Here is a 19442-nt window from a genome sequence, read left to right as displayed (position 1 = left end):
CGGCAGCCGACGCATGATCTCCGCCCGCCATCTTGCGCTGTACTGGAGCGGCGACTTCCTCGCGGCGAACGCCCTGATCGGCCTCAACCTGCTCGGTGCGCTGCTGCTCGGCATGGTGGTCGGCTACGAGCGCTCGTACAACGGGCGTGCCGCCGGCATGCGCACCTATGGCTTGGTGTGCATGGCCTCGACCGCGCTGACCGTGTTCGTCGGTTATGCGCCGCTCTGGTTCGGGGGCGCGACCCCGCAGTTGAGTGTCGACCCGACGCGCGTGATCCAAGGCGTGGTGTCGGGCATCGGCTTCCTCTGCGCCGGCGTGATCGTCAAGGACGGGCTGAGCGTCAGCGGCCTCACGACCGCGGCGTCGCTGTGGGCCGCGGCCGCCACCGGCGTGCTGCTCGGGGTGGAGCTGTACGCGGCGGCGCTGCTGCTCGCGCTCCTGAGCATGCTCTCCATGACCCTGGTGCACGAGATCGAGCGCAAGCTGCCGGGTCGTGCCGCCTTCGACGTCTGCCTCACCTTCCACAAGGATGCCGCGCCGGCGTTCGAGGAGATGGTGGACGTGGCGCTGGCGCACGGCTACCGCGTGGTACGCGAGAGCTTCAGCATCACCTTCAGCGACAGCCAGCCGCTGTGGCGCTTCGGCGTCGTGGCGCTGGATCGCTCGCGGTCGACCTCGCCGGCGCTGCTGGCGCAGGAGCTCGCACGCGCGCACGACGTGGCGCGCTTCAGCATCGTGCCGGTGCGCAATTGAGCGGCAGTGGACAGCCTGGACCTCCAGACATTCCGTGAGCGGCTTCCGACCGGCTGGCTGCTGCCGGCCTGCTGCTTCATTGCCCTGGTGCATTTCGGGCAGCAGGTGCTGGAGCCGCTCACGCTGGCCCTGATCCTGAGCCTGGTGATCGCGCCGCTGGTGCGCCAGCTGCGCCGCCTGGGCCTGCCGCGGCGCGCGGCGACCATCGCGTCGGTGGCGCTGGTGGGCGGCGCCGTGCTGGCGCTGGCCTCGGTGCTCGCCTTCCAGCTCGCCGCGGTCGCCGCGGACCTTCCGCAGTACCGCGCCCGCATGCTCGCGAAAGTCGAGCAGGTGCGTGAACTCACCGTAGGCCCCCTCGAGAAGTGGCGCGGCGAGCTGGGCCTGGCCGCGCCCGAACCGCGAAGCACGGCGCCAGCCGGCGCTGCGGCGGACGAGCGCGCACCGCCGGCACAGGCCGTTCCGCGGCTGCTCGGCGCGATCGGCCGCGCCATGGCGGAATGCGGGGTCGTGCTGGTGCTGCTGGTGTTCATGCTGCTGGACCAGGACGCGCTGCGCGACCGGCTGCTGCGCCTCGCGGGCCGGACCGAGCTGGCCTCGACCCTGCAGGCGGTGGCGGACGCGGCCAGCGGGATCTCGCGCTTCTTCCTCACGCAGATGGTGGTGAACCTGTCGCTCGGCGTCGTCGTCGCGGTGGCGCTGTGGGTGATCGGCCTCCCGCACGCGGCGCTGTTCGGCGCGCTCGTGGCACTGCTGCGCATCCTGCCGTATGTGGGCATCCTCGCCGCGGGCGTCGCGATCGCGGTATTCGCCGCCGCGGTCGATCCGGGCTGGTCCCTGGTGCTGCAGGCCGTCGGCGTGCTGCTCGTCGCCGAACTCGCGGTGGCCAACGTCATCGAACCGAACGTCTATGGCCACAGCAGCGGCCTGGCGCCGGTGGCGATCATCGTCGCGGCCCTGTTCTGGAGCACGCTCTGGGGACCGGTGGGCCTCATCCTGTCCACGCCGCTGACGCTGTGCCTGGTGGTCGCGGGCCGGTACGTGCGGGCCCTGCAGCCCATCACGATCTTCTTCGGCGACAGCCCCGGCATCACGCAGGGCCAGCGGCTCTATCACCGTGCGCTCGCCGGGGAACTGCGCGACGTCCAGGAAGACGCCTGCGCCTGGCTGGCGCGCCGCGGCTTCGCGTCCTACTGCGACCACGTCCTGCTGCCCGCCACGGCGCTGGCGGCGGCCGACCACCGCCAGGGTCGCCTGCACGAGTCGCAACTGCAGGCCCTGCGCAAGACGCTGGTCGGCCTGGTCGAATGGCTCACCGGGGGCCGTGCAGTGCGGCGGAGCGGCCGCAAGGCGCGGACCGCCAGCCTGGTGGAGGCGAACGTGGGCGGGCACCTGCGCCGCATGCGCGAGGCGCGCCTCGGCCGGTGGCAGGGGCCGCTGCACGCGAGCGCGTCCGCCATCGTCCTGTGCGCCAGCCTGCCGCTCGAGCGCGACGAGTTCGAGGCCGAACTGCTGGTGCGCGCGCTGGCCGACACCGGGATCGACGCCCGCAGCGTGACCCTGCCGCACGAGCCGGAGCGCGAGGAGACCGAATCCGGCCTGGCGGAGCGCATTTCGACCGTGTTCGTCGCGTGTCCCGAGCAAGGCGCCTTGACGCCATGGCTCTCCGCCTGCCGCGAACTGCGCCGGCGCCTGCCGCGCGCCGTGCTCGCCACGGTGCGGCTGCCGCTCGATGCGGACAGTCCCGACGAATCGGCGCTGCAGGGCGAGGTGGACCTGGTGCTGCGTTCCTTCGCCGAAGCGCTGGCCTTCGTGCAGGCGGGCGGCAGGCCGCCGGCTCCAGCGCTTGCCACTCCTTCCCTTCCGATCCAGACAACCTGAGGTTCCCGCCATGCGACAGCCCCCCTTCCGCGCCGCCCTCCTTGCGCCCCTGCTCCTGCTGGCAGGCTGTGCCACCGTGCCGTTCCGCGACCCGGACGATCCCCTCGAATCGTTCAACCGCGAGGTGAACAGCGTCAACCGCGGCGTGGACCAGGCGGCGCTGAAGCCGGCCGCCGAGGCCTACGAGCACGGCGTGCCGCGCCTGGTGCGCGCGGGCGTCTCGAATTTCCTCGGCAATCTCGGCGACCCGTGGTCGGCCGTGAACAGCTTGTTGCAGCTGAAGGCCGGGGACGCCGCGCAGGACACGATGCGGTTCGCGGTCAACACCTTCTTCGGGCTCGGTGGCGTGCTGGACATCGCCACCGATGCGGGCATGGAGCGGCACAAGCAGGATTTCGGGAACACGCTGGCGCACTGGGGCGTGCCGGCGGGGCCGTACCTGGTGCTGCCGATCCTGGGCCCCTCGACGCTTCGCGATACGGTGGCGCTTCCGGCGGACTGGTTCGGCGATCCGCTGCGCTTCGTCGCGCCGGTGATGGACCGCAATGCGCTGGTCGCGGGCCGCACCGTGGACGTGCGGGCCAGGATGCTTGCGGCGGACCCCATGCTCGACGGCGCGCTGGACTGCTACACCTTCATGCGCGACGCGTACCTTCAGCTTCGCGAGGCGCAGGTCCATGGCACGCACGCTGCCGCGGAAGACGCGCCTCCCACCGACGCCGCGGAAGGCGAGGGCGTGCAGACTGAGGGGCGACCGAGCCGCGACCCTTTGGCGACGACTTCGAGCGGCATGCCGTCTATCGTTGCTTCACCCCAATGAGGAGAACCCCCGTGAAGATCCGAGCCCTTTCGCTCATCGCCTTGCTTGCCGCGCTTCTGCTTGCCGGCTGTGAAACGACGCCCTCGACCGACAAGGAGAAGGCAGGCAGCGCCACCCGGTCGCAGCCTTCTCCGAGGTGGGAGGACACGGTCCGCCCTATCTAGCGGATCGCACCGAAGGCGGTTCTTGCCCGCCTCGCCCTCGTCATGGGCGAAGCACGAAGTGCCCCGCGAAAAGGAGTGCGTGACGAGTGTCCCCGCGGTGCCGACCCGCGCGTCGGATCAATCGCCCCACGCCTGGATGCGGAAGGCCTCCAGCAGGAAATCGATCAGCACGCGCACCTTGGGCGTGAGGTGCTTGCGGCTGGCATACACGGCGTAGATCCCCAGCTCGCGGGACCGGTACGGCGGCAGCACCTCCACGAGCGTGCCGGCGCGCAGGTGGTGGCCCACCATGAACGAGGGCTGCAGCACGATGCCCTGGTGCTGCAACGCGGCGGCCACGCAGGTGTCGCCGCTGTTGGTCCGCATGCGCGGCGCGACCTTCACGCTGACGGGGCCCTCGGGCCCCTCGAAGGCCCATTGCTCGCCCATTGCCAGCAGCGTGTAGGCGAAGACGGTGTGCGCGGCGATCTCCGAAGGGTGCGCAGGCGTGCCGTGGCGCCGCAGGTACTCGGGCGATGCGCACAGCACCATGCGGGTCGATGCGAGCTTGCGGCTCACCAGCGACGAACTGGCCAGCTGCGCGATGCGAACCGCCAGGTCATAGCCCTCGTCGACGAGGTCGACGACGCGGTCCGACAGCGTGACGTCCAGATCCACCTGCGGATGCTGCTGCATGAAGGCGGGCCACAAGGGGGCCAGGTGCAGCAGGCCGAAGCTGACCGGCACGTTGAGCCTCAGCTGTCCGACGGCCTCGTCGGCCCGTGCGGTGACCTCGGCCTCCGCTTCCTCCACGTTCGACAGCAACTCCTTGCAGCGGGCGTGGAACACCTCGCCTTCGACCGTGAGCGAGAGCTTGCGCGTAGTGCGATGCAGCAGCCGCACGCCCAGGCGCGCCTCCAGGTCGCTCACCAGGCGCGACACGGCCGTCTTGGACAACCGCAGTGCCTCGGCCGCGCGCACGAAGCTGCCGGCGTCGACGACCGCGGCGAAGGCGCGCATTTCCTCGAATCGGTCCATGGGGTGGATTATCCCGAAATCCGGCACTAAGTAACCGGTGTCGACGGGTTTATCTATTGTGTTCGCAACTTTAGAGTTGTCTCCATCGCAGCCAAGCGCTGCTCCACCCACCAGGAGAACCTCTCATGAAGATCACTGTCATCGGCGCCGGCAACATGGGCTCGGCCTTCGTCAAGCAACTCACCCGCGCGGGCCACCAGGTCAGCGTCACGGCGCGCGACGCCGCCAAGGCGGAACAGGTCGCGGCGGCGAACCCGGGCGCCCGTGCGGTCCGCGCCGCCGGCGCGGCCGAAGGCGCCGATGCCGTCGTCCTGGCCACTGGCTACCCCGAGGCGGCGGCTGCGCTGCGCGGTGCGGGCAATCTGGCCGGCAAGGTCGTCATCGACATCACCAACCCGCTGACGGCCGACTACATGGGCCTGACCCTGGGCCACGGCACGTCCGCGGCGGAAGAGATCGCGAAGGCGGTGCCCGGCGCCGAGCTCGTGAAGGCCTTCAACACCGTGTTCGCCCAGGTCCTCGCGGAAGGCGCGGACTTCGGCAACGGCCGCAAGGCCGACGTGTTCGTGGCCAGCGACAGCGAGCGTGCCAAGCAGACGGCGGGCGCGATCGCAGAGAGCATCGGCTTCCACGTGGTCGACGCCGGGCCGCTGAAGAACGCGCGCTACCTCGAGCCGGTGGCCGGACTGAACATCTACCTCGGCTACGGCGCCGGGCAGGGCACGAGCATCGCCCCCGTCTGGATCCGCAAGGCCTGACCCCCCGAAACACATCGCAGGAGACTTCCATGAACACGTCTTTCTTCCAACGCGTGCTGGCCACCGGTGCGGGCCCTGGCGCCCTGGCGCTGCGCGTACCGGTCGGCATCATCTTCGCCGCGCACGGCGCGCAGAAGCTGTTCGGCTGGTTCGGCGGCTACGGCCTCGAAGGCACCGGCCAGTTCTTCGGCTCGATCGGCCTGAACCCCGGCTACCTGATGGCGCTGCTGGCCGGCCTGGTCGAATTCTTCGGTGGACTCGCGCTGGTGTTCGGCCTGCTCGTGCGCCCGGCGGCCGCGGCGCTCGCCGCCGCCATGCTGATCGCCATCTTCGGCGTCCACATCGGCAAGGGCTTCTTCGCCGACAAGGGCGGCTACGAATACGCCCTCGCGCTGTTCGCGGCCTCGGTCGCGCTGCTGTTCAGCGGCGCTGGCGGTTACTCGGTGGACCAGGCGCTCACGCCGCGGCCCGCTGGAGCCCGCTGATGGCCCGCCTGCCCAGCCTGTTCGCCTCGCACGGTGCACCCACGCTCGCCGTGGGGCCCGGGCCGAGGAAACGCTTCATTTGGGTTTCCCCGATTCGTCGACCAAGGTCGTCGCGTTCGTTCCTACGCCGGTGATTTGAACGATGACTTCTTCGTCCTTGGCCCCGTCATAGTGAATCTGGTTTGCATGGTGGATCACGAAGCTGCCCGCCGAGACGGGGGTCGTCGAATCGCGGTCCCACTTCGCCCCCGAACCAACCCACCATGTGCCCTTGATCACGACGATCTGCCTGTCTTCGGCATGGAAGTGGGGTGGACTGAATGTTCCTGGGGGGAAACGCACACGGATGACGTAGGGCCCTGGCTTCGGTGGACTGCCGTAAAGCACAGCCGATCGGAGTCCCGGCACAAGCGGGTTCTCAACCCACCTGATATCCGCCTCCCGGGTGAGCGTCATGGCTGCGGGGTCAGGATCGGCAAGCGCAATGAAGGGCGCCGCGAGTGCGAAAACCAGAACGCATTTCATGCTCTGCCTCCGAGTCGTCAACCTGGCCGTGATCGATGCGCCGACGAGGACCCCGCCGGCAGGGCGTCCAGGCCGATCGGCATGCTAGGCGAGTCCGCGTATTTCGTTTGCAGATGCCCTGAGCGCCCCCGGGTCTATGGCGCGCCCCACGCGGAACGGGTAGGCTCCCGACAGGGCATCTGGTTGAGATGCCTGAGGCTTCCGAGCGCCAATTGCTGTGGCACAGGCTTTTCAGCTGCGTAGCCGCTTCACCGCGGCTGCGTCCCGCACCAAGCCCCGCGCCCCGCGGGAGGATGGGCTATGAACCGTTTGCGCCGCCGCCGCTTGCTCGGTCTCTCGATGGCCGCGATGCTGGCTGCCTGTGCGGCTCCGCCACCGAGTGCGACCGTGCAGGTATTCACCCTTCCGGCGCAGCTGCCGCCCGGAACGCCCTATCGCCACGAGCGCCTGCCCTCTCAGGCCGCCCGCCCCGATCAGGCGATGCTGGAAGGTGTCGCGGATGCGGTGCTCGCACGCGCTGGGCTGCGGCGCGACGAGGCGAATCCGCGCCTGGCCATTCAGGTGACGGTCAGCCAGGACGCCGTGGCGTACGGGCCAGCTTGGGGCTTCCCCTCCGTGGGCGTGGGCATCGGCGGCAGCAGCTGGGGCGGTGGCAGCGTGGGAATCGGCTTGAACTTTCCGATCGGCGGCACCGCCGTGTATCCGTCGCAGCGCGTGGACGTGCTCCTGCGCGACGTCGCCAACGGGCAGGTGGTGTTCCAGTCGCAGGCCAGCAGCAACTCGGGTGCGAACGCCGCGATCCTGCTGGAGGTGGCGCTGCGCGACTTCCAGAACGTGCCGCCCGGCATGCGGCTGGTGCCGCTGGCGGGGCCGGTCGGGTACTGAAGCCGTTCTAGCGGGACCGCCCGGTTTCAGCGTCGATCACGATGAGGCGGACGTCGCCTGCGGTGGAGAGCACCTTGATCCGCCAGACCACGGTATTGTCCACATGCAGGCCTTGCTCGACCGCCAGCACCCGACCGGGAGCCAGATGGTGGGCGATCGAGGCCGCTTGATCGCGGTCCACTCCCGCCCAGGCCGGCGGCAGCAGGGATAGCAGGCCGAGAAGCAGAATGCCCAGAGTCACGGCGCGGTGCTGCCTCGGCAGCGGCGCATCTCCATGGCGCATGAGGGTTCCTTTCATGATGTTCCGCTCCAGCATAGGAGCTCCCACCTGAACGAACGAGGAACGGTCTCCCGGAAACGCCGATCCGGCCATTCCTGAGCCACAGCGCCATGGAAGGCCGCCCGGCCGGGCCCGCGCCAGCGCAGCAGGGCTGACGGCGATGTCCTCCCGGAAATCGGCGAGCTACCGGCCCGGCGCGCCGGCGCGCGCGAGGTAGACCTGGTGCAGCGTGATCTTGCGGACCTCGGCCTGGCTGGTCGCGATGTGGGCCGACAGCAGCAGCGCCGCCTGGTCGCCGCGCCGCAGGCGGACCGCCGTCAGGATCTTGCCGTGCTCCTCGTACGTGTGCTCGATGCGGGCCTGCCTGGTGAAGTCGAGCCGGCGCACGACCCGGATGCGGTCGGTCACCTCGCGGTGCACCCGGGCCATCTCGGGATTGCCGGCCGCGGCGACGAGGGTGCAGTGGAACTCCTCGTCCCACTGCGCCAGCTGCACCGCGTCGCCGCTGCGGGCACCGGCCGGCACCAGCCAGCGGGCCGCCAGGCCTTCCAGCAGGGGGCGGTCCACCCGGCGATCGTCGGCGCACAGGCGGTGCACGGCGGTCGTTTCCAGGACCATGCGTAGGTCGTACAGCTGGTCGAAGCGTTCGAAGTCGAAGGGCAGGACGCGCCAGCCGCTGCGGAACTGCACTTCCACCACGCCTTCCTGCTTCAGGCGGAACAGCGCCTGCCGCACCGGCGTGCGGCTGACGCCGAGCCGGTCGCACAGCTCGTTTTCGGTGAAGCGGTCGCCGGGCACCAGCCGGAACGCGGCCACGTCCTGCTTCACCTGCTCGTACACGTCCTCCGCGCGCGAGCGGTGCACATGGGGCCGCCGTGCGCCGGCGGAACTCCGGTGCGCCACGGGGCCGAGCGCTTCAGCCATGCGCGACCGTGCGCAACGCCTCCAGCAGCGCTCCGCTCGTGGCGGTCCAGCCGACGATCGCGCCCTGCGCGCGCACCATCTCCAGCGTCGCCGCCTTGAAGGGCGGGAAGTAGCTCTCGGTGCAGTCTTCCAGCAGCAGGCCTTCGTAGCCGCGGTCGTTGGCCTCGCGCATGGTGGTCTGCACGCACACCTCCGTCGTCACGCCCATGAATACCAGCTGCGCGATGTCCCGCTCGCGCAGGCGCGAGTCGAGCGAGGTGGCGTGGAAGGCACCCTTGCCGGGCTTGTCCAGCACCACCTCGCCCGCGCGCGGCGCGAGCTCCGGGATGATCGCGTTGCCCGGTTCGCCGCGGACCAGGATGCGCCCCATCGGCCCCCGGTCGCCGATGCGCAGGGCCGGCTGTCCGCGCAGGCGCTTGGCCGGAGGGCAATCGGAGAGGTCGCTCGCGTGCGACTCGCGCGTGTGCACGACGAGCCCGCCCCGGGCGCGCCACGCCCCCAGCACGCGCTGGCACGCCGGCACGATCGCCTCCAGCCGGCGCACGTCGTTGCCCAAAGCCTCGCCGAAGCCACCCGGCTCGATGAAGTCGCGCTGCATGTCGATGATGACGAGCGCGGCGCGCGCCGGATCGAACGGGAACGCGAAGGGTTGCGCGTCGACGGCGATCATGCGGCGACCTCGTCCCGCGGGAGCGCGGTCGCCGCATGGAGAGCCGGAGGTGTTTCGGTCTCCTCGTGGTGGCCGCCGCCCATGTGCGCGCCGAGGACCTGCCGGTCCGCCGCCGCGGCCTCGGTGGCGTAGACCAGCCGGCCCTCGCTCATCACCACGATGCGGTCGGCCAGCTCCAGCAGTTCGTCGAGGTCTTCGCTGACCAGGAGCACCGCGCCGCCCTGGTCGCGCACGGCGCGGAGGCGGTCATGGATTTCCCGCACGGCGGCGAAGTCCAGCCCGAACACCGGGTTGGCGGCGACCAGGACGTTGATCTGCCCGGCCAGTTCGCGCGCGAGCACGGCGCGCTGCACGTTGCCGCCGGACAGGCTGCGGATCGGCGCGTCCTCGCCCCGGGTCTTGATTCCGTAGACCGCGATCCATTCGCGCGCCCGGCTGCGCCATTGGCCGAAGCACAGGCGTCCGCCGGCCGTGAGCGGCGCGCGGTCGAAGTCGCGCAGCGCCATGTTCTCGGCCACGCTGAGGTCGCCGACGCAGCCATTGCGCAGCGGCTCCTCCGGCAGGCTGCGCACCTTCAGCCGGTGGTTCTCGGCGCGGCGCGAGCCGTAGGCTTCGCCCAGCACGCGCACGGAGCCCGCCGCCCGGGCGCGCTGGCCGACCAGCGCTTCCACCAGCTCGCGCTGGCCGTTGCCCGAGACGCCGGCGATGCCCAGGATCTCGCCGGAGCGCAGTTGCAGGGAGAGCCCGCGCACGGCGAGCGTGCCGCGGTCGCCCATGACCTGCAGGCTTTCCAGTTCGAGTGCCGGCACAGTTGCCGGCACCGCGCCCGGGGCAGGGCGCGCGTGCCGCGGCGCCTGTTCGCTGGCAGCCGCGCCGGCATCGCCCACCATGGCCTGCGCGAGCCGGGCCGGGTCGGTCGCCCGGACGGCGCAGTGCTGGACGGCGTGGCCGCGCCGCAGCACCGTCACGTCGTCGGCGTGCGCCATCACCTCGCGGAACTTGTGCGTGATCAGCAGCACGGTGCAGCGGCCGGCCCGCGCCAGCTCGCGCACGTGGCCGAGCACCTCGTCGGCCTCCTGCGGCGTCAGCACCGAGGTGGGCTCGTCCAGGATCAACAGGCGGGGCTGCAGGTACAGCTGCTTGAGCAGTTCCAGCTTCTGCTTCTCGCCGGCGGCGAGTTCCTGCGGTCGCGCGTCGAGGTCGAGGCGGAACGGCGTGGAGGCCAGGAACGCGTTCAGCTCGTCGCGCTTGCGCTTCCAGTCGATCACGTGCGGCACCTGGCCGCCTGCCAGCAGCAGGTTCTCCGCCACGGTCATGCCGGGGGCCAGGGTGAAGTGCTGGTACACCATGCCGATGCCCAGCGCGCGCGCGGCGACCGGGTTCGGGACCTCCTGCTCGCGAGCGTCGACCAGGATGCTGCCCGCCTCCGCGCGATGGAAGCCGGCGATGCACTTCACCAGTGTGCTCTTGCCGGCGCCGTTCTCCCCGAGCAGCGCGTGGACGGTGCCCGGCGCCACCTTCAACGTGACCTGGTCCAGCGCGGTGAAGCTGCCGAAGCGCTTGGTGAGCTGGTAGGTCTCCAGCGCCATCGCTGCGCTCACAGCGCCTCCAGCACGGCCGCCGACGGGGCGTGGACGCCGAACACGCCGCCCTGCATCGTGATCATCTTCAGCGCCGCCTCGTGGTTGCCGCGGTCGGTGGCGGCCGTGCAGTCGGACAGCAGCAGGCATTCGAAGCCGCGGTCGTTGGCTTCGCGCAGGGTCGTGTGCACACAGACGTCGGTGGTGATGCCGGCGAGCACCAGGTTGCGGATGCCGCGCGTGTGCAGGATCAGTTCGAGGTCGGTGGCGTAGAAGCAGCCCTTGCCCGGCTTGTCGATCACCGTCTCGCCGGGCAGGGGCGCGAGCTCGGGAATGATCTGCCAGCCGGGCTCGCCGCGCACCAGGATGCGGCCGCAGGGGCCGGGATCGCCGATGCCGACGCCGTCGGTGCCGCTGCGGCGCGAGCGCCAGCGCTTGTTGGCCGGCAGGTCCGACAGGTCGGCGCGATGGCCCTCGCGCGTGTGCAGCACGGGGTGGCCCCGCGCGCGCATGGCGGCCATCAGCTTGCGCAGCGGCGCGATCGGCGCGCGCGTGAGCGAGATGTCGTAGCCCATCTTGTCCACGTAGCCGCCGGGCCCGCAGAAGTCCGTCTGCATGTCGATCACGAGCAGGGCAGTGTTGGCAGCCCTGAGGTCGCCGTTGAAGGGCCAGGGATAGGGGTTGGCGTCGATGAAGCGTTCCATTCAGGCCACCTTCTTCAGCGCAACGGGGGCCTCGACCTCCATCACCGGATTCCGCTGCGGCCCGGCATAGGCGCGCGTCGGCGGCGCGAAGCCGCAGGACGTCCCGTCCGTGACCTCCACCTTCCAGGGCAGCCGGTAGCGCCCCGCCGCCATGTCGTGCATGTAGGTGTAGGGGCAGTCCTGGGCGCCGCCCTGCACCGCGACGTAGCCGCGGTGGTACAGCTGGTAGAGGTTGTTCTCCACGCCCCAGCCGCTGCGCGCCTCGCGCACCAGGTCGGGCCGCAGCTCGCAGGTGATGATCTCGTCCGCGCGGCCGCCGCCTTCCACCAGCACGGTGCCGTCGAAGTTGCAGAACATGCCTTCGCCCATGCTGTCGAAGGTGCCGTCGCTGCCGCACATGCACACGCTGGCCGTGTACGCGAGGTTGCCGAAGGCGTTGGCCTGGTTGCTGATCCTCCAGGCGTGGCGGATCGGCGCGGTGTAGCCGGCGGCGCGCAGGATGATCTCGGCGCCCTTGTACGCCGCCTCGCGCGCCATCTCCGGGAACATGCCGTCGTGGCAGATGATCAGCGCGAGCTTGCTGCCGTTCGGCCCTTCGCAGACCGGCACGCCCAGGTTGCCCGGCTCCCAGGGTTCCACCGGCACCCATGGATGCAGCTTGCGGTAGTACAGCTTGATCGCTCCGGTGTCGTCGATGACGAGGCCGCTGTTGTACGGGTTGCCTGCGGGGTTCGCCTCCATGATGGAGAAGCAGCCCCAGATGCGGTTCTCGCGGCAGGCCTCGCGGAACGCCGCGACCTCCGGGCCGTCCAGCGTGCACATGATTTCCGCGCTGGTGTCCATGGAGAGCCCGTGCAGCGAGTACTCGGGGAACACGACCAGGTCCATGGTGGGCAGGTTGCGTCGTGCCTTGCCGACCAGCTCGCAGATGCGCGCCGCCTGCGCCGCCAGGCCCGCCTTGGTGGCGACCCCCGGCAGCTGCAGCTGCACCAGTCCCAGGACCACGCCGTTCTTCGCCTTGTTCAGTCCGCCCAGTCCGCTCATTGCCTACCTCGCCGAGGAAAGTTCGCCCGGGCTGCCGGCCGCCAGCCGGCCCGGCCGGCAGCTCAGGACCAGGATCAGCAGCGTCAGCACATAGGGCACGATGTTGAAGAGGTGATAGCCCCAGCCGATGCCGATCGACTGCAGGGCCGGTCCGAGGGCGCCGGCGCCGCCGAACAGGAGTGCCGCGCCGACGCAGCGCAGGGGACTCCAGCGGGCGAAGATCACCAGCGCCACCGCGATCAGCCCCTGGCCGCTGGAGATGCCTTCGTTCCAGCTGCCCGGATAGAACAGCGTCAGGCAGGCGCCTCCCAGGCCGGCGACCAGGCCGCCCGCCGCGGTGGCCGCGATGCGGATGGCCGGCACCGGGTAGCCGAGCGCGCGCGCCGCGTCGGCCGAGTCGCCCGCCATGCGCACCAGCAGGCCGGCGCGCGTGTTGGCGAAGCCCCACCAGAGCGCGCCCGCCAGCAGCACGCCGAGCGGCACCAGCGGATTGATCTGCAAGGCGGCGCGCACGGCCGGTGTGCTGCTCCAGGTGCCCAATTCGATCGGCGGCAGCTGCGGCGCCTGCGGCTGGATCAGCGGCTTGCCCAGGTAGAAGGCCAGCCCCGTCCCGAGCAGCATCAGGGCGATGCCGGTGGCGACGTCGTTCACGCGCGGCAGCGAGCAGAGCAGGCCGTGCAGGGCGGCGAGCGCGGCCCCCGCGAGCATCGCCACCAGGACGCCCGTCCACACCGACCCGCTCAGGTAGGCGCCGCCGAAGGCCGCCATCGCCGACAGCACCAGTACGCCTTCCAGCCCCAGGTTGATGCGGCCGGCCTTCTCGGTGATGCATTCGCCCAGGCTGACGAAGAGGAAGGGCGCGCCCACCCGCAGGGCGCCGCCGAGGATGGCCGCCGTGAGGCCCTGCAGCTGGTCCGCGTTCATTGGGTTTCCTTCGTTTCGGCCACCAGCAGCGTCAGCGGCTCGGACGGGCCGAAGCGCCACAGGCGCGCCAGCAGCGCCTTCCAGTCCGTCCCGCGCAGCGCCTCGCTGGCCAGGATCAGCACGAAGGCGATGCCTTGCAGCACGAGCACCGAGGCGTCCGGCAGCCCGAGCCGCCGCTGCAGCAGGCTGCCCGCCGCGGCGAAGCCGCCGAACAGGATCGCCACCGGCACGACGGCCAGCGGGTGGTGGCGCGCAATGAAGGACACCAGGATGCCCGCGTAACCGTAGCCTGCGATGAGCGAGGCGTTGGCGCTGGTGTGCACCGCCGCCACTTCCACCGCGCCCGCGAGGCCGGCCGCGGCGCCGCCGCAGGCGCAGGCCAGCAGGATCAGCCGGGTCGCGGGCAGTCCCACGAGCTGGGCGGCGCGCAGGTTGCCGCCCACCACCCGCACCGAGAAGCCCGAAGGTGTCCAGCGCAGCCAGAGGGCGGCCGCGATGCAGGCCAGCAGGCCCAGCACCAGCCCCCAGTGCACGTCCGACCCGGCGATGCCGCCGATGCGCAGGCTCTCGGCGAGGGCGTGGGTCGACGGCTTGTTCAGGCTGGACGGATCGCGCAGCGGCCCCTCCACGAGGTGCTTGAACAGGCCGATCGCCACATATGCGAGCAGCAGGCTGCTGATGGTCTCGTTGACCCCGCGCCACTGGCGCAACCAGCCGGCCAGCATGATCCAGGCGCCGCCGGCCAGCGCGCCGGCCAGGCACACCGCGACGCTGCCGGGCCAGCCGGCGAGCGGCAGCGCCTGCGCCAGCGCCGCCGCGGCCAGCCCGCCCAGCACCAGCGCGCCTTCGCCGCCGATCACCGTGAGCCCCGCGCGGGCCGGGATGGCGACGCACAGGGCGGTGAGCATCAGCGGCGCGGCGCGCTGCAGCGTGTTCTGCCAGGAGAACCAGTCGCCGAACGCGCCCTGGAACAGGATCCGCCAGACCTCCACCGGACTCGCGCCGGCGAACGACACGAACACGCCGAACAGCGCGAGCGCCGCGGCAATGGCGGCCACGGGCAGCAGGGCTTCCCTGAAGAGTGCGCGCATGGCAGGCCGGTCCCCGGGCCTACGCCGCGTTGCCGATCACGCCTTCGACCAGGTAGTTCATCTTCTCGAGTTCGATGTCGCGCTGCTTGTGGGTCGTGCCCGCCGGGATCACGGTGGCGCCCTTGTTGTCCTTCAGGGGGCCCTTGAAGATGTCGAAGCTCCCCGCCACCATCTGGGCCTTGATCGTGTCGGCCTGCTTCTTCGCCGCGTCGGTCACGGCGGGGCCGTAGGACGACATCTTGACGAAGCCTTCCTTCAGCCCGCCGCGGACGAAGTTCGGGTGCGGCTTGCCGCTGCGTGCCGCCTCGAGAAAGGCGGTATAGGCCGTGATCCAGTTCCACTCCGCGCCGGTGAGATAGGCCTGCGGCGCCAGCTTCGCCTGGCTGGCGTGGTAGCCGCAGACCATCTTGCCGCGCCTGGCCGCGGTCTCGACCACCACCTTCGGTCCGTCCACGTGCATGGTGAACACGTCCACGCCCTGGTCGGCCAGGCTGTTGGTGGCTTCGGCCTCCTTGACCGGAAGCGCCCAGTCGCCGGTGAAGATCACCTGCGTGGTGACGTTCGGCTTGACCGAGCGCGCGCCGAGCGTGAAGGCGTTGATGTTGCGCAGCACCTGCGGGATCGGCTTGGCGGCGATGAACCCGAGCTTGTTGCCCTTCGTCATGTGGCCGGCGACCACGCCGTTGAGGTACTGGCACTCGTCGATGTAGCCGAAGTAGCTGGCCGCGTTCTTCGGGTGCTTGCCCTCGGCCCAGAGGCCGCCGCAGTGGGCGAAGCGGACGTCGGCGAACTTGGGCGCGACCGCGAGCACGTGCGGGTCGAAATAGCCGAAGGAGGTCGGGAACAGCAGGGTCGCGCCGTCCTGCGCGATCATGCCGGCCATGGTCTTCTGCACGGCGACGGTCTCGGGCACGTTCTCTTCCTCGACGACCTTGATGCCGGCCATCTTCTTCAGCGCCGCGGCGGCCTCGGCCTGCGCCTGGTTGTAGCCGTAGTCGTCGCGCGGGCCGACGTAGATCACGCCGATGGTGAGCGGCTTCTGCGCGAAGGCGAGCGGGGCGGCGCCGAACGCGGACAGGGCGGCGAGCGACTTGAGCGTGTCGCGGCGGTTGAAGCGCTGGTTCATGGAGAGCTCCTTGAAAGGAAGAGGCACGGGCGACTGCGAGGATCAGGCGGGGGGCGCGAGCAGGCTCACGTGCGCCGCGACGACGCGCCAGCCTTGCGGCGTGCGCATCCAGGTCTGGCTCTGCCGGCCGGTCCGGTCGCTGCCGGCGCGGCGGAACTCGGTGTGGGCGGTGGCGAAATCGCGGCCGTAGCTCGTGATCACGGTCCGCAGCAGCTCGCGCGCGAGCCCCTGGGCGGACCGGGCGCTGCGGAATTGCGCGATGGCGTCGTAGCCGTATAGGTTCTCGGTGACGCCGTAGCGCAGGGTGTGCGGGCTGTTCCAGAACAGCTCGTCGAGCACGGCGACGTCGTTGCCGGTGAGCGCGGCCTCGTAGCGCGCGAACTGCGCGCCGACCTCCGCGACCACTTCCGGGATGTTGATCTCCACGCCTTACTCCCTTCCCCGCTGGGGGAGGGCCGGGGTGGGGGAGCGCAAATGCGCCACCCCGCTGTCCTGCAGCGCCCGGGCTGCGCGCAGGCACAGGTCCTCCCTCCACGGCGCTGCGATCAGCTGCACGCCGATCGGCAGCCCCCCGGTGCCTTCGGGCCACAGCGGTGCGGCCGCCACAGGGCAGCCGGCAAAGGAAACCGGCTGCGTGAGCAGGCCCATGGCGGGGCGGGCGGGCTGGCGCGTGCCGTTGAGATCCAGCCACTCGGTGCCGATCGCCGGCGCGCTCACCGGCGTGGCGGGGGCGACCAGCACGTCCCAGTCGCGGAACAGGGCGTTGACGCGGTCCCGATAGACGCGACGGAAGCGCTGGGCGCGCAGGTACCAGTCGGCCGGCTGCAGGAGGCCGGAGATGAAACGGTCCACCACCAGGGGCTCGAAGTCCTGCGCCCGCGTGCGCAGGTCCTGCAGGTGCAGGCTGCCGGCCTCGCTGGCGGTGATGATGAAGGCGGCGGCACGGCCGAGGGCGGCGTCGGGCCACTCGACTTCGTCGCTCGCCCCCAGCGTCTGCGCCGCGAGCGCGGCAGCGGCACGCGCCGCCGGTGACGCATTGAGGCGGAAGTAGCCGCCCAACAGGCCGACCCGCAGGCCGATCATGCCGAGCGAAAGGGTCGGCATCGCCGCTTGCACGCGCAGCGCGTGGCAGCCGGGATCGAGCGGGTCGCCGCCCTGCATCGCGTCATAGGCCAGGGCCAGCCCTTCGACGGTGTCGGCCAGCGGCCCGAGATGGTCGAGGCTGTGGACGAAGGGATAGCTGCCGCGCCGCGAGAGGCGCCCGAAGGTGGGCTTCAGGCCCCACACGCCGCACAGGGAGGCCGGCACGCGGATCGATCCGTTGGTGTCGGAGCCGAGCGCGAGCGGCACCTGTCCCGCCGCGATGGCCGCGCCCGAACCGCCCGACGAACCGCCGGCGGTGCGTGCCGGATCGTGCGGGTTGCGGGTGGGACCGTAATGCGTGTTCTCGGTCGTGAAGCCGTAGGCGTATTCGTCCATGTTGAGCGCGCCCAGCAGCACCGCCCCGGCGGCCGCCAGTCGCTGCACCAGCACCGCATCGGCGGCGGCCGGCGGCTGGTCGCGGTTGATGACCGAGCCGGCCAGCGTCGTGAGCCCTTCGATGTCGTACAGGTTCTTCACCGCGTACGGCAGGCCCGCCAGCGGCGGCAGCAGTTCGCCGCGGGCCCGGCGCGCGTCGACGGCATCGGCCTCGGCGCGGGCCCGGGCCGCGGTGCGTTCCGTGAAGGCGTTGACGCAGGCGTCGCTGGCCTCGATGCGCGCCAGCGCGTCTTCGCATACGTCGCGGGCGCTGCGCTCGCCCGAGGCGATGGTGCGCAGGACTTCCAGCGTCTTCATGGCGCGTCCTCCGCGGGGAAGGGCGCCGGCCGGTAGATCTCGGCCAGTTCGTCGGCAGCGGCGAGCGGTGCCGTTTCCAGCAGGCGGGCCAGGGCGGACGTGCGGCCGAAATGCCGGGCGACTGCCTGCGCACGGGCCGGATCGAGGTGCAGGCCCATCGCGAGGGCGGCTGCCTGCACGTACTGGAGGACTTCGGTTTCTTCCATGGGGGCTCTCCTGGCTAGAAGGCCGGCACGGCGTCCGAACGCTGCAAAGCGAGATAGGCGCGCCAGCCACCGAAATGCGAGATGTCGCGGGCGTCGAGGATGGAGAACGCTTCGCACACGAAGCCCTGCACTGCGCTGCCGTCGGCCAGGCGCAGCGTGGCGATAGCCAGGGGCGGCGGCACCAGCGCGACGAAGGACCCGTACTGCTCCATCGGCATCTCCCACACCTCGACGGCGATGCGGTGGCCCATGCCGGGGTCGATGCGCAGCAGCCCCGGTTTCGGCGGCGTGGTGCCGGGCAGGGCGAACAGGCGGTAGTCGGGCGCGGTCTCGGTGCGTGCCAGCAGGCGGGCGCCGCGCTCGGTGAGCTGCGGGTTCAGCGCCATGCCCGAGAGATGCGCGCCGACCACGGCGAGCTTCACGGTGGCGGGGACGGCCAGGCCCGGGATGGCAGCGGGCGCGGGCAGCGGCAGGTCGGTGGCCCCCTGCGGCAGCCCCGTGGCGTGGTGGTAGCGCTGGCCCAGCTCGGCGAGCTGCAGGTCGCTGCCGCTCCGGCCGATCAGCGTGATGCCGAAGGGCAGGCCATCCGCGCGCAGGGTGCTCGGAACCGACAGGGCCGCGTAGTCCAGCAGGTTGACGAAGTTGGTGTAGGCCCCGAGATTGCGGTTCAGCGCGACGGGGTCCGCGTGCATCTGCGCGATGGTGTAGTGCGTCGGCGCGGTCGGCACGACGAGCAGGTCGATGTGCTCCCACATCGCGTCTGCGCGCTGCGCGAGGGCGCGCAGGCGTGTCTGCGCCTCGCAGAGTTCCCACGCCGCATACCCGGACCCGGAGGCGAGGATGCCGCGCACCGGCTCGACGACCTCGTCCGCGTGGCCGTCGAAGAAGGCGCGCACCGCCGCATAGCGCTCCGCCACCAGCGCGCTGTCGTACAGCAGCGAGGCCGCCTCGCGCAGGGGCCGGTAGTCGATCGTCACGGGCGTGCCACCCAGCTCGCGCAAGCGGGCGACCGCGTCGGCGAAGGCCGCCCGGGCGAGCTCGTCGCCGAAGAAGACCAGTTCGTCCGGCACGCCGAAACGGAAGCGCTGCGGGTAGGGCGAGCGTTCCAGCCGCAGCCGGCGGGAGTACGGGTCGGCGCAGTCGTGGCCCATGGCCGCGTGCCGCACGCGGGCGGCGAGCGCAACGGTGGGCGCGAAGATCGACACGCAGTCGACGCTCTGTGCGGCGGGCAGCACGCCGCGCGCGCTGACCAGGCCTTTCGAAGGTTTCAGTCCGACGATGTTGTTGAGGCCGGCCGGTACCCGGCCCGAGCCGGCGGTGTCGGTGCCGAGCGCGAAGTCGACCTGCCCGCGCGCGACGGTCCACGCCGATCCTGAACTGGACCCGCCGCACACATATCTGGCATCGAACGCGTTCGGCACCGGACCGTAGGGTGAGCGCGTGCCGTTGAGTCCGCAGGCGAACTGGTCCATGTTCGTCTTGCCGGCGACGGATGCACCGGCATCAAGCAGCCGCTGCACCACCATTGCGTGTTCGTCGGCCCGGTAGCCGAAGCCCGGGCAGGCCGCGGTGGTGGGCAGCCCTGCGACGTCGATGTTGTCCTTGACCGCGAAGTGCAGACCCGCGAGCGGGCCGTGCGCCGTCGTGGAGATCGGCGTCGCGAGGCGCAGGATCCACGCGGCGTCTTCTGCCGTGCGGGGCGGGGGCGGTGTCTGCACCATCCGGGAGCATCCCATCATGTATGCAAGACACGGACGCATTTGCCATGCCA

At 71.1% G+C, this 19442-nt stretch carries 21 protein-coding genes; 6 read left to right on the top strand and 15 right to left on the bottom strand.

Annotated elements, in window-relative coordinates; genetic code table 11:
- Positions 1-13 precede the first annotated feature (13 nt).
- The 3 genes from JJ685_RS00400 to JJ685_RS00390 are packed head-to-tail and all read left to right on the top strand — an operon-like array spanning position 14 to position 3452.
- A complete protein-coding gene (locus JJ685_RS00400; protein ID WP_201672202.1) occupies positions 14-754 on the top strand; it encodes an MgtC/SapB family protein in 741 nt (246 codons plus the stop codon).
- Between the two features lie 6 nt (positions 755-760).
- Positions 761-2632, top strand: coding sequence for an AI-2E family transporter (locus JJ685_RS00395; protein WP_330901681.1), 1872 nt, complete (start codon positions 761-763; stop codon positions 2630-2632).
- 10 nt (positions 2633-2642) lie between these two features.
- Positions 2643-3452, top strand: coding sequence for an MlaA family lipoprotein (locus JJ685_RS00390; protein WP_201672201.1), 810 nt, complete (start codon positions 2643-2645; stop codon positions 3450-3452).
- 281 nt (positions 3453-3733) lie between these two features.
- On the opposite strand, the gene JJ685_RS00385 is transcribed toward JJ685_RS00390, so the two are convergent.
- Positions 3734-4633, bottom strand: a complete 900-nt coding sequence (locus JJ685_RS00385) for a LysR family transcriptional regulator (RefSeq protein ID WP_201672200.1) — start codon at positions 4631-4633, stop codon at positions 3734-3736.
- A 125-nt stretch (positions 4634-4758) separates the two neighbouring features.
- Here JJ685_RS00385 and JJ685_RS00380 point away from each other — a divergent pair, with 125 nt between their 5' ends.
- Together JJ685_RS00380 and JJ685_RS00375 are read left to right on the top strand one after the other, a co-directional pair.
- On the top strand, positions 4759-5391 hold the full coding sequence (locus JJ685_RS00380) for an NADPH-dependent F420 reductase (protein ID WP_201672199.1): 633 nt from the start codon (positions 4759-4761) through the stop codon (positions 5389-5391).
- Positions 5392-5420: 29 nt separating this feature from the next.
- On the top strand, positions 5421-5876 hold the full coding sequence (locus JJ685_RS00375) for a DoxX family protein (protein ID WP_201672198.1): 456 nt from the start codon (positions 5421-5423) through the stop codon (positions 5874-5876).
- A gap of 75 nt (positions 5877-5951) precedes the next feature.
- Here the strand turns inward: JJ685_RS00375 and JJ685_RS00370 are convergent, their stop codons facing one another.
- Complete coding sequence (locus JJ685_RS00370) at positions 5952-6401, bottom strand: cupin domain-containing protein (protein WP_201672197.1); 450 nt, start codon at positions 6399-6401, stop codon at positions 5952-5954.
- A gap of 300 nt (positions 6402-6701) precedes the next feature.
- Between JJ685_RS00370 and JJ685_RS00365 the strand changes: the two genes are divergently transcribed.
- Entirely contained in the window at positions 6702-7286 is a 585-nt protein-coding gene (locus JJ685_RS00365; protein ID WP_201672196.1) for a DUF4136 domain-containing protein, read from the top strand.
- Positions 7287-7293: 7 nt separating this feature from the next.
- Here JJ685_RS00365 and JJ685_RS00360 read toward each other — a convergent pair whose 3' ends face one another.
- From JJ685_RS00360 to atzF, 13 genes are all read right to left on the bottom strand, one after another.
- Positions 7294-7584, bottom strand: a complete 291-nt coding sequence (locus JJ685_RS00360) for a PepSY domain-containing protein (protein WP_236598637.1) — start codon at positions 7582-7584, stop codon at positions 7294-7296.
- Between the two features lie 165 nt (positions 7585-7749).
- Positions 7750-8490: a GntR family transcriptional regulator gene (locus tag JJ685_RS00355; RefSeq protein WP_201672195.1), complete on the bottom strand. Its 741-nt coding sequence runs from the start codon at positions 8488-8490 to the stop codon at positions 7750-7752.
- The gene (locus tag JJ685_RS00350; protein WP_201672194.1) at positions 8483-9160 is read right to left on the bottom strand and encodes a cysteine hydrolase family protein; all 678 of its coding nucleotides are present in this window, start codon (positions 9158-9160) and stop codon (positions 8483-8485) included. The genes JJ685_RS00355 and JJ685_RS00350 overlap by 8 nt, the downstream gene beginning before the upstream one ends.
- A complete protein-coding gene (locus JJ685_RS00345; RefSeq protein WP_201673640.1) occupies positions 9157-10749 on the bottom strand; it encodes an ABC transporter ATP-binding protein in 1593 nt (530 codons plus the stop codon). The genes JJ685_RS00350 and JJ685_RS00345 overlap by 4 nt, the downstream gene beginning before the upstream one ends.
- An 8-nt stretch (positions 10750-10757) precedes the next feature.
- Positions 10758-11444, bottom strand: coding sequence for a biuret amidohydrolase (biuH, locus tag JJ685_RS00340; RefSeq protein WP_201672193.1), 687 nt, complete (start codon positions 11442-11444; stop codon positions 10758-10760).
- A complete protein-coding gene (locus JJ685_RS00335) occupies positions 11445-12488 on the bottom strand; it encodes a formamidase (protein ID WP_201672192.1) in 1044 nt (347 codons plus the stop codon).
- A 3-nt stretch (positions 12489-12491) separates the two neighbouring features.
- On the bottom strand, positions 12492-13412 hold the full coding sequence (locus JJ685_RS00330; RefSeq protein ID WP_201672191.1) for an ABC transporter permease: 921 nt from the start codon (positions 13410-13412) through the stop codon (positions 12492-12494).
- Positions 13409-14503: an ABC transporter permease gene (locus JJ685_RS00325; protein WP_201672190.1), complete on the bottom strand. Its 1095-nt coding sequence runs from the start codon at positions 14501-14503 to the stop codon at positions 13409-13411. Before JJ685_RS00325 ends, JJ685_RS00330 begins: the two co-directional genes overlap by 4 nt.
- Before the next feature lie 19 nt (positions 14504-14522).
- A complete protein-coding gene (locus tag JJ685_RS00320; RefSeq protein ID WP_201672189.1) occupies positions 14523-15629 on the bottom strand; it encodes a BMP family ABC transporter substrate-binding protein in 1107 nt (368 codons plus the stop codon).
- Positions 15630-15671: 42 nt separating this feature from the next.
- Complete coding sequence (gene hpxZ, locus JJ685_RS00315) at positions 15672-16055, bottom strand: oxalurate catabolism protein HpxZ (RefSeq protein WP_201672188.1); 384 nt, start codon at positions 16053-16055, stop codon at positions 15672-15674.
- Between the two features lie 3 nt (positions 16056-16058).
- Positions 16059-17465 carry an AtzE family amidohydrolase gene (locus JJ685_RS00310; protein WP_201672187.1) on the bottom strand — a complete coding sequence of 469 codons (1407 nt, stop codon included), beginning with the start codon at positions 17463-17465 and terminating at the stop codon, positions 16059-16061.
- Positions 17462-17671, bottom strand: coding sequence for an AtzG-like protein (locus JJ685_RS00305; RefSeq protein ID WP_201672186.1), 210 nt, complete (start codon positions 17669-17671; stop codon positions 17462-17464). Before JJ685_RS00305 ends, JJ685_RS00310 begins: the two co-directional genes overlap by 4 nt.
- A 14-nt stretch (positions 17672-17685) precedes the next feature.
- On the bottom strand, positions 17686-19392 hold the full coding sequence (gene atzF / locus JJ685_RS00300) for an allophanate hydrolase (RefSeq protein WP_201672185.1): 1707 nt from the start codon (positions 19390-19392) through the stop codon (positions 17686-17688).
- Between the last annotated feature and the right edge of the window lie 50 nt (positions 19393-19442).

The sequence above is a fragment of the Ramlibacter monticola genome, assembly GCF_016722785.1.
Taxonomy (GTDB): domain Bacteria; phylum Pseudomonadota; class Gammaproteobacteria; order Burkholderiales; family Burkholderiaceae_C; genus Ramlibacter; species Ramlibacter monticola.
This window is presented reverse-complemented; position numbering and strand designations above follow the sequence as displayed.